This window comes from Rhodopila sp., from assembly GCF_035548235.1.
GTDB lineage: Bacteria > Pseudomonadota > Alphaproteobacteria > Acetobacterales > Acetobacteraceae > Rhodopila.
The window spans coordinates 1-14,381 of record NZ_DASZTJ010000217.1 but is presented as its reverse complement, the minus strand read 5'-3'; the positions used below and the strand labels follow the sequence as shown (position 1 = coordinate 14,381).

Here is a 14,381-nt window from a genome sequence, read left to right as displayed (position 1 = left end):
ACAGCAACCGTGGCATACCGGGTAGTGTAGAGACTGACGACAAGGAGCGATCGGCATGCGCCCCAATCCCCTCGCGGATCTGCTGGCATTCCTGACGCAGCCCCGTTGGACCACGCCGGTGTTCTGGCTGCTGATCCTGGTGGCGGTCGTGATCGCCATTCGCGCCTGGCGCATCGACCCCAGCCAGCGGAGCGGCCGGATCCTCGGCATCGCGGGGCTTCGCTTCCTGATGGGCGCGATGTGGTGGCAGCAGTCGCTGTGGAAGATCCCGCCGAACTTCGACGGCCTGAAATACTGGATGGAACAACAGGTCGCCCATGCCGCCATCCCGCTGCAGGGCGACCTGGTCGGCACCGTCGTGCTGCCGAACCTGGCGCTGTTCGGCCCCCTGGTCTACGCGATCGAGGTCGCGATCGGCGTATCCCTCATGCTGGGCGCGTTCTCCCGCCTTGGCGCCCTGCTCGGCCTGCTCATGGGGCTCAATCTCTGGCTCGGGCTGTATTCGGCCCCCGGCGAGTGGCCATGGACCTATATGTTCCTGGTCATGATCCAGGCGCTGTTCGTCATCGACCCGCCAGGCCGAGCGCTGGGCTTGGATGCGGTGATGGGGCGGCGGATGTGATCGGCGGCGGCTACCCGTAGCACCCCGCCTGCCGTCCCCGCTCCCGCACCAGCGCCAGGACGGAACGGCACAGCGGCATCGCCTCCCCGACCACCTCGCCCAGTTCGACCACGGCGCCCAGCAGCGCGTCGATCTCCATCGGGCGGCCGCGTTCCAGGTCCTGCAGCATCGAGGTCTTGTGCTCGCCGACCTCCGCCCCGCCGGCGATGCGCTTGTCGACGTCGATGGCGAAGCGCACGCCCAGCGCTTCGGCGACGGCCTTCGCCTCCAGCATCATGCCGCGGCACAGGGTCCGCAGGCCGTCGTCGCCGGTGATGCGGTCCAGCGTCGACATCGTCAGCGCGCTGATCGGGTTGAAGGCCAGGTTGCCCCAGAGCTTGACCCATAGCTCGTCGCGGATCTTCGGCCGGACCGGCGCCTTCAGGCCGGCGGCGATCAGGGTCTTCGACAGCGCCTCGATGCGCGGGCTGCGCGACCCGTCCGGCTCGCCCAGGGTGAAGCGGTCGCCATAGGTGTGCTCGATCACCCCCGGCTCGACCACCTCGGCCGCCGGATAGACCACGCAGCCGATCGCGTGGCGCGGATGCAGCACGTCCCAGAGTGTCCCGCCGGGATCGACGCTCTGCACCACGCGGTCGCGGTACGGACCGTCGAGGCCGTAGAAATACCAGTAGGGGATCCCGTTGATCCCGGTCACCAGCGCGCTGTCCGGCCCCATCATGGCGGCGATCGCCGCCGCCGCCGGGGGCAGGCCGTGCGCCTTCAGCGTCACCACCACGTAGTCGTGGATCCCCGCTTCCCCGGCCGACCCGACGCAGCGCGGCCGGACGGTCACGCTCCCGCCCCCGGACCGGAGCGTCACGCCGTTGGCCTGCATCGCCGCCAGGTGCGGGCCGCGGGCGATGAAGGTCACGTCCACGCCGGCCTGGGCCAGCTTCACGCCCATGAAGCCGCCGATCGCCCCGGCGCCGAAGATCGCGACCTTCATGCGGTCAGGCCAAGCTTCTCGGCCAGGCCGATGCGCTGGAGCTTGCCGGTGGCGCCCTTCGGGATCTCCTGCAGGAAGACGATCTTCCGCGGCACCTTGAACGCCGCGAGCTTGGCCGAACAGAATTCCCGCAATTCGGTGTCCTTCACCGTCTGGCCTTCGCGCAGCACGATGGCCGCGGCGACTTCCTCGCCCAGCTTGGCGTGCGGCATGGCGAAGGTCAGGCACTGCGCGACGGCGGGGTGGTCGGAGAGGATCTCGTCCACCTCCAGCGGCGACACCTTCTCCCCGCCGCGGTTGATCAGCTCCTTCAGCCGCCCGGTCAGGCGCAGATAGCCCTTTTCGTCCAGCACCCCCTGGTCGCCGGTGCGGAACCAGCCGTTGGTGAAGGCCGAGGCGTTGGCGGACGGGTTGTTCTCGTACCCGGCGGTGACGTTGCGGCCGCGGATGACGACCTCGCCCAGCCCGCCCGGCGGCAGCAGATTGCCCGCTTCGTCCATGATCGCGATGTCGGGGCCGGACGCGATCCCGACACAGCCGGGGAAGCGCGAGCGGGGCGGCAACGGGTTGGAGGCCATCTGGTGCGAGGCCTCGGTCATCCCATAGGCCTCGATCACCGGCACGCCGAACGCCGTTTCCAAGGCCTGCATCACCGGCCCGGGCAGCGAGGACGACGACGACCGCAGGAAGCGCAGACGCCCCGCCTCGATCGCCGCCTTGTTGCGCGGCGCCAGTTCCAGGATCGCCTGGTGCATCGTCGGGACCGCCGTGTACCAGGTCGGGCGGACCTCGTTGAACCAGGTGAAGAAGCGGAACGCGTTGAAGCCCGGCGTGCAGGACACCGCCGCGCCGGCCGCGAGGCTGGACAGCGTCGCCGCGATCAGCCCGTGGATGTGGAACAGCGGCATGATGTTCAGGCACACGTCGTCCGGCGTCAGCGCCAGCGTCTCGGCGATATGATAGGCCGAGGCGGTCACGTTGATGTGGCGCAGCGGTACGATCTTCGGCCGCGAGGTGGTGCCCGAGGTGTGCAGCACCAGCGCGACGTCCTCGGCCTGGGCCATCCCCGGATTCGCCGGCGTGCCGCCCGGCCCGGCGCCGCCGAGGGTGAAGTCGCCGGCCGCCTCGCCGGGAACCAGCTCGACCACCGGGATGTTGCGCGCGGCGGCGACGGCGCGGGCCGGGGTGTCCATGCCGGCCAGCACCACCAGCGCCTTGGCGTTGAGGTCGCTCAGGTAGAAATCGAACTCCTCGGCCTTGTAGGCGGGGTTCAGCGGGGCAGTGGTGGCGCCGCAGGCGATGGCGACGAAGCTGGAGGCGGCTTCCGGCCCGTTCGGCGTCACCAGCGCGACCCGGTCGTTGCGGCCGATGCCCATGCCGTTCAGCGCGCCGACCGTGCGCTTCGCCAGTGCCCGCAGGCCGCCATGGGTCAGCCACGGCCTGCCCGGCGCGCCGATCGCAGGGGCCGTGTCGGCGCCTTTCTCCAGCAGGACTTCCACCGTATTGGCTGGGTATTCGGTCATCCAATCCTCCGCGAAGACGCCTGGTTGTCGGTTGCATGCGCAAAAGCACGAAGCGCCCGCACAGGCAAGAGACCAGGGACCGGACAGGCAGGAGACCATGCGCGCCGGCAACGATCCGGATCGGGGCGCGTTAAGTCCGGTTCATCGATGGGACCGAACCATGGCCGAAGCCGGCGAAGCCTCCCCGCATCTCGACCGCAAGGAACGCCGCCAGGCCGCCGCGGGCGCGCCGATCGGCGCGATCGTCATCCACGAGATCGTCCGCGACCAAGGCGAGGAAGAGCTGGAGCGCTCGACCACGGGCCTCGCCCTGTCGGCGCTCGCCGCGGGGCTGTCGATCGGCTTCTCGTTCCTGGTGCAGGCCTTCATCCAGGCGGCGCTGCCCGAGGCGGGCTGGACCCACCTGGTTTCGGGCTTCGGGTATAGCGTGGGATTCCTGATCGTCATCCTGGGCCGGCAGCAGTTGTTCACCGAGACGACGCTGACCGCGATGATCCCGGCGCTGACGCGGCCGACACGCGCCATGGCGCTGGGGACGGTGCGGGTCTGGGCCGTGGTGCTGATCGGGAACCTGGCGGCGACCTGGGTCTTCGCCACGATCGTTGCCCTGGCGCACCCGTTTCCCGACGCGACGGAGCAGGCGATGCGCCAGATCGCCGGTCAGGTCATGACGCAGCCGTTCGGCCGCACGGTGCTGCTGGGCGGGTTCGCCGGCTGGCTGATCGGGTTGATGGTCTGGCTGCTGCCGGGCGCGGGTCCCAGCCGGCCCCTGATCATCATCCTGCTGACCTACGTCGTCGCGATCTGCCAGTTTCCGCACATCATCGCCGGTTCCACCGAAGCCGCCTTCGCGGTCTGGAGCGGACTGGCCCCCGGCACGGACTACCTGACGCGGTTCCTGCTGCCGGTACTGATCGGCAATTCCTTGGGCGGAACGATCCTCGCGGCGCTGCTGAACCATGCGCCGGTCGTGGAACGGCTCAGTGAGCCTGGACCGGATGATCGAGGTTGACCATCGCGGGGATCATCGCCGGGATTTGGGCCGGGATTTGGGCCGGGATTTGGGCCGGCTGCGGGGTCAGCATGGTCTGGTTGGCGTCGGGCACCCCGCGCTGCTGGTCCGGGCTATAGCGGCTGAAGGCGGGCCGGGGACGCAGCGGGTCCTCTGCCCCCTGCCCGTGGCGGGCGGCTTTCTGCAGGGCGTGCCAGGCGCGGATGTCGTTCTCGGTGACGAATCCCTTGCCTTCGGTGTCGATGTCGCGGAAATGCCGGGCGACGGTCTTGTAGCCGGTCTTGGCCTGATCCAGCGTCAGATGGCCGTCATGCGTCACGTTCGCCTGATTGAAGCGTTCCTCCCACGACATGTGGGTGTGCTTGGGCGCCGACTCCTCGGCGAAGACGGGCTGGATGACACCCGCCAGCAGAACGACAATGCATAACCGCTTCATCAATGGGCCTCGAATGATTGATCGCGACGGACGGTAGCGGCGAATTGCTAAGAAAGGATGAATCCGCCTTGGCTTTCGGTCCGTGGCCGGGATCGGCCGGCGGCGCCTTAGGGCGCGGATTGATCGCGCGGCCCGTCACGACCAGTATCCGGACGTCATTCAATGGGGAGGTTCCCGCAATGGCCTATGAAGGGATGATCGCCGAAACCGTCAGCATCGTCGGCGACAAGAACCAGCCTATCACCGCCTATGCCGCTCGGCCCCTCGGGCCCGGCCCGTTCCCGGGCGTCGTGCTGATCCACCACCTGCCCGGCTGGGATGAATGGTATCGCGAGGCGACGCGCAAATTCGCCCATCACGGCTATGCCGCGATCAGTCACAACCTGTACCACCGTTCCGGCACCGGCGATCCCGGCGACGTCGCCGCCAAGGTCCGCGCAGAGGGCGGGGTGCCGGACTCCCAGGTGATCGGCGATACCGAGGGCGCGGTGCAATGGCTCAAATCCCAGCCATGGCAGAACGGCAAAGCCGGCGTGTTCGGCACCTGCTCCGGCGGACGGCACACGTTCCTGTACGCCTGCCACACGAAAAGCATCGAATGCGCCTTGGAACTCTGGGGCGGCCGCGTGGTCATGAGCAAGGATGAACTGACCTCGAAACAACCCGCCGCGCCGATCGATTTCACCGCGAACCTGGCCTGTCCGCTGCTGGGCCTGTTCGGCAACGAGGACCGGGCGCCGACCCCCGAACAGGTGGACCGGCACGAGGCAGAGCTGAAAAAGCATGGCAAGACCTATGAGTTCCATCGCTACGATGGTGCCGGCCATGGTTTCTTCTATTACGACCGACCGATGTACCGGATCGAGCAGGCGTTGGACGGCTGGCAGAAAGTGTTCGCGTTCCTGAAGAAATACACCGCCTGATGTGCACCTCGATCGTCGAGGTCATCAGCGCCGAAGGCCACGGCCGGGGCGCTGATGGGTGGTTTCAGGTGACACAGGCCGTCGTGTCATACGACCACCCCCACCACGCGCTGCTGGAGGAAGCGATCGTCATCGACTTCCTGAACACGGCATTGGGTCCCGGCGCGCGGGCGGCGGTGGAGTTGACGCTGGACTCGGCGAAGGCCCTGAACGCGGCGCTGACCCGCGCCATCGCCGCGGCGGAACGGGAGGAGAGCGCACGGCACCGGTGACGGGACGTCGATCGCCGGTCCGGGGGTGCCGTCTCCCGCGCGTGTCCGACACCCGCCGTCGACCTTCCGTCATGGCCCGGCGGCGTCAGCTTGAAATCCGCTTCGTGCTTCCCGCCTCGGGCGATCCCGCCGCGGGCTTCAGATAGACGGCCAGGCAGGCAACGCAGATCCCGAGTCCGGTCAGCGGATATTTCAAAGCGATCAGCGCCGCGCCGCCGAACAGGCATAGCGTCGCAACCGCGCGCAGCAGCATCACCTTGCGCACGCGCGGCATCGGTTTCTCGGCCGGATTGATGAGTTCCCAAATCAGCAGGACATAGGTCGCGTTCACGAGGAAGAAGATCGCGGCATAGAACGAGACAGGCTGCGCCCCAAGCTTGCTGACCGCCATCCAGGCGGTCGAGAGCGGAAGCAGGGACGCAGAGAACAAATGCCCGAAGTTGAACCACACCAGCCGTGGCGTCGCCTCGACGGCATAGCGCATCAGGTGATGGTGGTTGGTCCAGACGATCGCAATGAACAGATAGCTCACCGCGTAGCTGAGCCAGACATGCCAGAGCGAAAGGAGCGCCGCGAAGGTGGGGTCCTCGGGCGGGCGAAGGTCCAAGACCAGCACGGTGATCAGGACGGCGAAGATGCCGTCCGAGAAGACACTCAGCCGCTCGGGGGACGCTGCGCGCACCGTCGGTTCTCCCGTCTTGGAGCGCGATGACCGGAGCGGACTCGCCGCGGGTCTCGCGCGGTCAAACAAGGACCTGAAGCATGACGAGGGAGCGGAAGCGAGATCGCCCCTGCGTCGGGACGCCAGGCGATCGCTTCCGGAACGTCCCCTACCGCCCCAGCACTTTCCCGATCATCCGCATCGCGTAATCGACCCCTTCGGCGTCCACGTCCAGGTGCGTGCAGGCCCGCACGCGATACGGCCCCACCGTCGACAGCATCACGCCTTCCAGCCGCACGCGGTCCGCGAGCGCGTCCGCCGTCAGCCCGGTCGCCGACGTGTCGAAGAACACCAGGTTCGTCTCCGGCTCTTCCACCGCCAGCCCGGGAACCTGCGCCAGGCCGCGGGCCAGGGTGCGGGCGTTGGCGTGGTCCTCGGCCAGCCGGTCGACATTGTGGTCCAGCGCGTACAGGCAGGCCGCGGCGCAGATCCCCGCCTGCCGCAGCGAACCGCCCAGCCGCTGCTTCCACCGCCATGCGGCGTCGATGAAATCCGCCGGCCCGCACAGCACCGCGCCCAGCGGCGCGCCGAGGCCCTTGGTGAAATCCAGCCAGACGCTGTCGCATCCCGCCACCATGTCGCGCGTCGCCACGCCGCTGGCGACGACGGCGTTCATCAGCCGAGCGCCGTCCATATGGGTGCGCATGCCGCGCCGATGGGCGGCGTCGGTCACGCTGGTCAGCAATTCCAGCGGCCAGACCGAACCGCCGCCGGCATTGGCCGTCTGCTCGACTTCCAGCAGCGTCTGCGGCGGCGCGTTCCGCCGCGGCTCCAGCCACGCCGCGTCGATCGCGGCGGCGTCGAACATGCCCCGCGCGCCCCTCAGGCCACGGACCGAAGCCCCGGCCAGCGCGCCGGGACCGCCGCCTTCGTTGATGAGGATATGGCTGTGCTCATGCGCCAGGATCTCGTCGCCCGGCCGGCAATGGGTCAGGATCGCAACCTGGTTGCACATCGTCCCCGACGGCAGGAACATCGCCGCTTCCTTGCCGGTCAGCGCGGTCATCCGGTCGCACAGCGCATCGATCGTCGGATCGTCGCCATGCTGCTCGTCGCCGACCTCGGCCCGCATCATCGCCTCTTTCATCGCAGGCGACGGCCGCGTCTGCGTGTCGGAGTAGAGGTTGACGCGCACCGGCGGCAACGACCGGTCCTGACGGGGCGGGGCAAAAACCATGCGACACGCTCTCTATGACGTAACGGGCACACCATAGACGTCGCGGGCCCGTTTGCGGAAGGCGTTGACCATGCGCCGCACCGCTTCGTTGAACACGACGCCGATCGCCGCCTGCAGGATGCGGCTGCGGAACTCGAAATCGACGAAGAACGAGACCTCGGTGCCGTCCGGATGGGGCAGGAACTCCCACTGGTTGTTCAGGTACCGGAATGGACCGTTTTCGTATCTCACCACCACCTTGCGCGGACGATCGAGGCTGACGCGGCTGGTGAAGGTCTCGCGGAACGGCCCGAAGCCGATCGTCAGGTCCGCGACCAGTTCCGTGGCGGTCTGCTTGCGCACGCGCGCGGCGACGCACCAGGGCAGGAACTGCGGATACTTGCCGACATCGGCGACCAGGTCGAAGAGTTGTTCCGGCGTATACGGGACGACCTGCCGCTCAGCATGCGTGGGCATCAGGCAGGCTGCGCGTCGGCTACTCTGACCGCGGCTTCCCTGGCGGCGCGGAGCGCGGCGAAATCGTCATCGGCGTGGTAGGAACTGCGGGTCAGCGGGGTCGCCGAGACCAGCAGGAAGCCCTTGCCGCGGGCGATCGCGGCGTAGTCCTCGAACTCCTCGGGCGGGACGAAGCGGTCGACGGCGGCGTGCTTGACCGTCGGCTGCAGGTACTGGCCGATCGTCAGGAAGTCGACATCGGCGATCCGCAGGTCGTCCATCACCTGCATGATCTCGGCACGCGTTTCGCCCAGGCCGACCATCAGGCCCGACTTGGTGAAGATCGTCGGATCGATCTGCTTGACCCGGTCCAGCAGGCGCAGCGACTGGTAATAGCGCGCACCGGGCCGGATGCCGGGATACAGCCGCGGCACCGTCTCCAGGTTGTGGTTGAAGACGTCGGGATGGGCGGCGGCGACGGTCTCGGCGCCGCCGGGCTTGCGCAGGAAGTCGGGGGTCAGGACCTCGACCGTCGTGCCGGGTGCGGCGGCGCGGATGGCGGCGATGACCCGGGCGAAATGGTCGGCCCCGCCATCCGGCAGGTCGTCGCGATCGACCGAGGTGATGACGACATGCCGCAGCCCCAGCCGCGCGACGGCGTCGGCGACGCGGTCGGGCTCATCGGCCTGCAGCGGCGCCGGCTGGCCGGTCCGCACGTTGCAGAAGCTGCAGGCGCGGGTACAGGTATCGCCCATGATCATCATGGTGGCGTGGCGCTGGGACCAGCACTCCCCGATATTGGGGCAGGCGGCTTCCTCGCACACCGTCACCAGCCGATTGTCGCGCATCAGGGTGCGGGTTTCGTGGTAGATCGGATGGGTCGGCGCCTTGACCCTGATCCACGCTGGCTTGCGCTGGATCGGGTTGTCCGGCCGATGCGCCTTTTCCGGGTGGCGCGGCGGCTGGACCATGCCGGCGCCAGGCGGCGGGACGGCCGGCCCGGCGCCGGCCATTTCAGTCCCGCGATGATCGATGGTAAGACGGATTTTCGCCATGCGGCGAAGATGTGATCACCCGGGCAGGGGGCGTCAAGCGGCGATTGGACATCCCGTCCGTGCGGGGCGTTTCACGCCATCTCGGCACAGTGAGAACCGGAAAAAATAACACAGGGCGTACATTACTGGACAAATCGCCGGCAGACTGTATCATATCATGAGAGTTCAGCCCAAAATGAGCATTCAACAAAAAACGTCCTCCAGCCCCGAGACGCTGCGCTTGAAATCCTCCAGCATGGTTGCTTGCCTTTTCGGCGGTTCATCAAATATGAAGACCAACTTTGTTGAATAGTCGGGCGTCCGTTTCATCAGGCGCTTTCGTCCCACTCTCCGCTTGGCGATCTGGTCTGAGGCATGGGTATCGCGTGTGATCTGACGATCAGGTTTGGTTCCGCCGGCAATAGCCTCGGCTATCTAGGCGGCGGCTGGGCGCGCTCCGAACCGGATTTCACCTGGGGGATCGAGGCCGAAAGCCACCTCGTCTTCCCGCGCGTCGGCGCCGGGGACGAGTTCATCCTGACGCTGGACATCATTCCGTTTGTCCATCCCCCCGAGGTTCCCAGCCAGCGGCTGATCGTTTCTGTGAACGATACGGTGCTCGGGTCGACCAACCTGTCGCGTCCCACCTTGCTCGCCTACCGGATCCCCGGCGCCCTCGCCAGACGTTCGGATCGGATGGTGGTGATCCTCCAGCACCCCGACGCGGCACGGCCGAAGGATTTCGCCGCGGCGGACGACGACCGCAACCTCGCGTTCGCGGTGTCCGAGGTGAAGTTGCACAGCGTGACGGCGGAGGCGAACGGAAACGCCGCGGTGCTGCCGCCGGGCCTCATGCTGGCGCCCAGCGCCGAAGAGGCGCGCGGCGTGGACGACGTCGCGGCGTGGGCAGCGAGCCGCGCCGGCCTGTCGATCCCGGAGATCGCGATGCGGTTCGAATCGGTCGGGGAGAACTGCGAGTTCGGCCTGTGGCAGCGTCGCTGCGATTCCGAACCGTTGGGGTTGCTGCGGTTCTCCAGCACCTTCATGCGCAACCTGATCCGCGGCATCGATACCGGGTTCGACGGCCTGGGCCAGCAGGAGGACATCGATCCCCGCCTGGAAGGGACCGACCGCAAGGAATACATGATCCACGAGAAGAGATACGGGCTCGTGTATCATACCTTCGTCTATGAAGGGCAACGCAGCGTCTGGCTGATGCGGGAGCAGGAATCCGCCCGGCTTAAGTTCCTGCGACGGAAATTCATGGAAGAACTGGACGGGTCGGAAAAGATCTTCGTCTATAAATTCGGCTCTTCGGTGACCGAGGAGGAGATCCTCCCCCTCCATATGGCGCTCAACAAACGCAGCCCGATCACCCTGCTCTGGGTCGTTCCGGCCCGGCGCGACCGCCCCGCCGGCACGGTGGAGGTCCTGATGCCCGGCCTGCTGAAAGGCTACATCGACCGGTTCGCGCCCGACGACAACGCCCACGACCTGTCGTTCGAAGGCTGGCTCAAGGTCTGCGCCAACGCGCTGGTCCTGTTCCGCCTCGCGGGCCTCGCACGGGGTTCGGCGGGCTCGGCGCCGGCCGCCCCGACCGGCCCATGAGCGCGGCGCCCCGCCCCGGCATCCTGCTGTATGACTGGGACAACACGTTGGTCGATGGCTGGGCCGGCATCACCGCCGCGCTGAATGCCACGTTCACCGCGTTCGGCCATCCGCTCTGGACCGTCGAAGACACGCGGAACCGCGTCCGCGTGTCCCTGCGCGAGTCCTTCCCGGTCATGTTCGGCGACCGCTGGGAGCATGCGCGCGACATCTTCTACGACACGCTGACCCGCCAGCACCTCGACCATGTGGCGCCGATGCCCGGCGTCCCGGACGTGCTGTCCGCCGGGACGCCTTGGCCGCAAGGCGTGGTATCGAACAAAGCCGGCGCGTTCCTGCGGCGGGAGGTCGCGCATCTGGGCTGGTCCGGGTTCTTCGGTCCGGTGGTCGGCGCCGGCGACGCCACCGCCGACAAGCCCGATCCGGCTCCGCTGCTGATGGCGCTGGACCGGCTCGGCCGAGCGCCTGGCCGTGATACCTGGTATATCGGCGACACGGCCCTGGACATGCAGGCGGCCCGTTCCGCCGGCGTCACGGCCGTTCTGATCGGCGACGCAGCCCATGACGGGGGAGTTGAACGGGCCGCACCGGATATCCATTTCGCGGATGCAGTATCCCTGGCGTCACGGTTACGTGACCTTGCCTGAGGGGGTGCGCCTGATAAAGTAGGGACGCCGGCGGCCGTGCCACGACCCGCCGGGTTTTTGATGAACTGAACTTCCTCACGGCGCATGCCGGAGGCACAAACAAGAAGGAATTTGGCCGTGGCCAACGAGAAATCGCAGAATGTTCAGGATGTCTTCCTGAACCATGTGCGGAAAAGCAAAACGCCGGTAACGGTTTTCCTTGTGAACGGTGTCAAACTGCAGGGGATCATCACCTGGTTTGACAATTTTTCCGTTCTGCTGCGGCGCGACGGGCATACCCAACTGGTATACAAACATGCCATCAGCACCGTCATGCCCGGCGCGCCGATCCAGTTGTTCGACGCAACGAAGGTCGAGGGCGCGGCGGCCGCCCCCGCGCGCGAGATGACGACCGTGGTGGGCGACGACTGAAAACGCGCGCTCCTCATGCGGGATCGACCAACGTCGTCGATCTGTCCAGCGGTCCGGACCGGCGGCTGACGGGGGGAACCGATCCCTCCGCGGGGGTGACCCGTGCCGCCGTCATCCTCCCCTGGGAAAAACATGGCGCCGAACAGCCGCGCGCGGCCGAGGCTCGACTGGCCGAGGCCGTGGGGCTGACCGCATCCATCGGGCTGGTCGTCGTCCATACCGCCATCCTGCCGCTGCGCGCGCGCCGGCCGTCCACCCTGCTGGGCGACGGCCAGGTGGAGGCGCAGGGCCGCGCCATCGCCGATGAACGCATCGACGTCGTGGTCGTCGACGCCGCGTTGACACCGGTGCAGCAGCGCAACCTGGAACGCGCCTGGGACTGCAAGGTCATCGACCGGACCGGCCTGATCCTCGACATCTTCGGCGAACGCGCGGTGACCCGCGAAGGCACGCTGCAGGTCGAGTTGGCGCACCTGGAGTACCAGCGGTCCCGCCTGGTGCGGTCCTGGACCCATCTGGAGCGGCAGCGTGGCGGCTTCGGCTTTCTCGGCGGCCCCGGCGAGACGCAGATCGAGGCGGACCGCCGGCTGATCGACGAACGCCTCGTACGGCTGAAGAAAGATCTGGAGCAGGTCCGCCGCACCCGCGGCCTGCACCGTTCGGCACGCAAGCGCGTGCCGTTCCCCGTGATCGCGCTGGTCGGCTACACCAACGCCGGCAAGTCCACGCTGTTCAACGCCCTGACCGGGGCCGAGGTGATGGCGAAGGACCAGTTGTTCGCGACGCTGGACCCCACGATGCGCGGCCTGCGCCTGCCGTCCGGACGCCGCGTCATCCTGTCCGATACGGTGGGCTTCATCAGCGAACTGCCGCACGAACTGGTCGAGGCCTTCCGAGCGACGCTGGAGGAGGTGGCGGAGGCGGACGTGATCCTGCACGTGCGCGACATCGCCCATCCGGAGACGGCGGCACAGCGGTCGGACGTCATGACGGTCCTGGGCGATATGGTCACGGACGGCACGCTCGATCCCGACTGGCCCGACCGCACGATCGAGGTCTTGAACAAAGCCGATCTGCTGGGCGGCGTGCGGGACGTGCCGTCGCGGTCCGGCTGCGTTGCCGTCTCGGCCATGACCGGCGAGGGGCTGGAGGCGCTGAAGGCTGCCATCGACGTGCGGATCGCCGCCGGGATGGACGTGCTCGACTATGACATCCCGCCCGCCGACGGCGCCCGCCTGGCCTGGCTGTACGAACATGGCGAGGTCATCGAACGTGCCGACGAGGATTCGGTGGTGCATATGAAAGTGCGGCTGCTTCCGGCCGATCGCGCACGGTTCGAGCGCCGGTAAGCAGCGGCAGGGAGGGGCGGATGACGATCAAGGCCTTCGTGTTCGACGCCTACGGCACGCTGTACGACACGCACTCGGTGGCGGCGGCGACCGAAGCCGCCTTCCCTGGCCATGGGGACTACATCACCCAGGTCTGGCGGCAGAAGCAGCTTGAGTATTCCTGGCTGCGCACGGCGATGGGGCGCTGGCAGGATTTCCGCGCGGTGACGCGCGATTCGTTCGAATACACGCTGGCAACGCTGGGGCTGACGGCCGACCCGGCGACGGTGGACCGACTCGTATCCGCATACGATCGGCTGACCCCCTACCCCGAGGCCGCAGAGGCGCTGCGATCGCTCGGCCCGTATCGCCGCGCGATCCTGTCCAACGGGTCGCAGCCGATGCTGGATTCGCTGGTGCGGAACTCGCCGTTGAACGGATTGCTGGACATGGTGATCAGCGTGGATCCGAAACGGGTCTTCAAGCCGCATCCGCATGCCTATGAGCTGATCGAAGAACGCCTCGGCGTCGCGCCGGAGGAGGTGGTGTTCGTCTCCTCGAACGGGTTCGACATCGCCGGCGCAACCAGTTTCGGGCTGCGGGTCGCGCGCATCGAGCGCGTGCCGGGGGACGCGCTGCGGACGGAATTGACCGGGGGTCCGATCGGTCCGGCCGCGATGTTCAAGGCGCTGCGGACCCAACCGGAGCGGCTGGGCTGCGCGCCCGCCGCGGTGATCAGGGCGTTGACGGCGTTGCCGGATCTGCTTGGGCGCGGGGTTTTCGGGCGCGGGGTTTTCTGATCCCGCGGTTTTTCGGATCACGACCCGGATTTTTTCACGACGGGACCGTGGGTGCCTCGTCCCGGTCGTGACGCTCAGCGCCCCGCGGACCGCCCCTTGCCCCACTGCCCCTTGTCCCACTGGCCCTTGCCCCACTGGCCCTTGCCCCACTGGCCCTTGCCCCGTCGCGTCGGCGGTTCGCCGGCGTTCCGGATTCCCTGCGCGATCCGAAGCGCCAGTTGATCGACCACCTTCGACATGCCGGCCACGATCGCCGGGTCGCTCATGTCCGCCGCCTGCCCGGTCAGCGTGACGGCTTCCCCGGCCAGTTGCCGGTCGCCCGATCCGTCCGTCAGCCGCCATTGCGCCGACAGCACGATCGTGCCGTCCGCCCGCGGCTCGAACGTGGCCACGTCCACCAGCACCTGCCGCAGCGGCGATTTCACCGGTGTGTCGGTCGTCACG

Annotated in this window: 17 protein-coding genes; 9 read left to right on the top strand and 8 right to left on the bottom strand. The window is 67.7% G+C overall.

Features of this window, described 5'->3' with window-relative positions:
• Positions 1–55 precede the first annotated feature (55 nt).
• Positions 56–622 carry a hypothetical protein gene (locus tag VHB27_RS18125; protein ID WP_325603091.1) on the top strand — a complete coding sequence of 189 codons (567 nt, stop codon included), beginning with the start codon at positions 56–58 and terminating at the stop codon, positions 620–622.
• Between the two features lie 10 nt (positions 623–632).
• Here VHB27_RS18125 and VHB27_RS18120 read toward each other — a convergent pair whose 3' ends face one another.
• Both VHB27_RS18120 and VHB27_RS18115 read right to left on the bottom strand, forming a co-directional pair.
• A complete protein-coding gene (locus VHB27_RS18120) occupies positions 633–1,610 on the bottom strand; it encodes a 2-dehydropantoate 2-reductase (protein WP_325603089.1) in 978 nt (325 codons plus the stop codon).
• On the bottom strand, positions 1,607–3,133 hold the full coding sequence (locus tag VHB27_RS18115) for an acyl--CoA ligase (protein WP_325603087.1): 1,527 nt from the start codon (positions 3,131–3,133) through the stop codon (positions 1,607–1,609). Before VHB27_RS18115 ends, VHB27_RS18120 begins: the two co-directional genes overlap by 4 nt.
• A 160-nt stretch (positions 3,134–3,293) precedes the next feature.
• Here VHB27_RS18115 and VHB27_RS18110 point away from each other — a divergent pair, with 160 nt between their 5' ends.
• Positions 3,294–4,145 carry a formate/nitrite transporter family protein gene (locus VHB27_RS18110; RefSeq protein WP_325603085.1) on the top strand — a complete coding sequence of 284 codons (852 nt, stop codon included), beginning with the start codon at positions 3,294–3,296 and terminating at the stop codon, positions 4,143–4,145.
• On the opposite strand, the gene VHB27_RS18105 is transcribed toward VHB27_RS18110, so the two are convergent.
• Entirely contained in the window at positions 4,114–4,581 is a 468-nt protein-coding gene (locus VHB27_RS18105; RefSeq protein ID WP_325603083.1) for a hypothetical protein, read from the bottom strand. The genes VHB27_RS18110 and VHB27_RS18105 overlap by 32 nt on opposite strands.
• A gap of 179 nt (positions 4,582–4,760) precedes the next feature.
• Between VHB27_RS18105 and VHB27_RS18100 the strand changes: the two genes are divergently transcribed.
• Complete coding sequence (locus tag VHB27_RS18100) at positions 4,761–5,504, top strand: dienelactone hydrolase family protein (protein ID WP_325603081.1); 744 nt, start codon at positions 4,761–4,763, stop codon at positions 5,502–5,504.
• The gene (locus VHB27_RS18095; protein ID WP_325603079.1) at positions 5,504–5,776 is read left to right on the top strand and encodes a DUF6295 family protein; all 273 of its coding nucleotides are present in this window, start codon (positions 5,504–5,506) and stop codon (positions 5,774–5,776) included. Before VHB27_RS18100 ends, VHB27_RS18095 begins: the two co-directional genes overlap by 1 nt.
• An 85-nt stretch (positions 5,777–5,861) precedes the next feature.
• Here VHB27_RS18095 and VHB27_RS18090 read toward each other — a convergent pair whose 3' ends face one another.
• The 4 genes from VHB27_RS18090 to lipA form a co-directional block, all read right to left on the bottom strand.
• A complete protein-coding gene (locus VHB27_RS18090; protein ID WP_325603077.1) occupies positions 5,862–6,458 on the bottom strand; it encodes a TMEM175 family protein in 597 nt (198 codons plus the stop codon).
• Between the two features lie 148 nt (positions 6,459–6,606).
• Positions 6,607–7,632, bottom strand: a complete 1,026-nt coding sequence (locus VHB27_RS18085; RefSeq protein WP_325603095.1) for a threonine aldolase family protein — start codon at positions 7,630–7,632, stop codon at positions 6,607–6,609.
• A gap of 54 nt (positions 7,633–7,686) precedes the next feature.
• On the bottom strand, positions 7,687–8,130 hold the full coding sequence (locus VHB27_RS18080) for a type II toxin-antitoxin system RatA family toxin (protein ID WP_325603075.1): 444 nt from the start codon (positions 8,128–8,130) through the stop codon (positions 7,687–7,689).
• The gene (lipA, locus tag VHB27_RS18075) at positions 8,130–9,155 is read right to left on the bottom strand and encodes a lipoyl synthase (protein ID WP_408904021.1); all 1,026 of its coding nucleotides are present in this window, start codon (positions 9,153–9,155) and stop codon (positions 8,130–8,132) included. The genes VHB27_RS18080 and lipA overlap by 1 nt, the downstream gene beginning before the upstream one ends.
• 363 nt (positions 9,156–9,518) lie before the next feature.
• Between lipA and VHB27_RS18070 the strand changes: the two genes are divergently transcribed.
• The 5 genes from VHB27_RS18070 to VHB27_RS18050 all read left to right on the top strand — a co-directional run bounded on the left by VHB27_RS18070 (position 9,519) and on the right by VHB27_RS18050 (position 13,937).
• Complete coding sequence (locus tag VHB27_RS18070) at positions 9,519–10,751, top strand: hypothetical protein (protein WP_325603073.1); 1,233 nt, start codon at positions 9,519–9,521, stop codon at positions 10,749–10,751.
• Positions 10,748–11,398 carry an HAD family hydrolase gene (locus VHB27_RS18065; RefSeq protein WP_325603071.1) on the top strand — a complete coding sequence of 217 codons (651 nt, stop codon included), beginning with the start codon at positions 10,748–10,750 and terminating at the stop codon, positions 11,396–11,398. Before VHB27_RS18070 ends, VHB27_RS18065 begins: the two co-directional genes overlap by 4 nt.
• A gap of 117 nt (positions 11,399–11,515) precedes the next feature.
• A complete protein-coding gene (gene hfq / locus VHB27_RS18060; protein WP_325603069.1) occupies positions 11,516–11,809 on the top strand; it encodes an RNA chaperone Hfq in 294 nt (97 codons plus the stop codon).
• A gap of 65 nt (positions 11,810–11,874) precedes the next feature.
• On the top strand, positions 11,875–13,158 hold the full coding sequence (gene hflX, locus VHB27_RS18055) for a GTPase HflX (RefSeq protein WP_408904020.1): 1,284 nt from the start codon (positions 11,875–11,877) through the stop codon (positions 13,156–13,158).
• A gap of 20 nt (positions 13,159–13,178) precedes the next feature.
• Complete coding sequence (locus VHB27_RS18050) at positions 13,179–13,937, top strand: haloacid dehalogenase type II (RefSeq protein ID WP_325603063.1); 759 nt, start codon at positions 13,179–13,181, stop codon at positions 13,935–13,937.
• Positions 13,938–14,011: 74 nt separating this feature from the next.
• Here the strand turns inward: VHB27_RS18050 and VHB27_RS18045 are convergent.
• Positions 14,012–14,381: ABC-type transport auxiliary lipoprotein family protein (locus VHB27_RS18045; RefSeq protein WP_325603061.1), on the bottom strand; the 370-nt coding region annotated here is incomplete at its 5' end.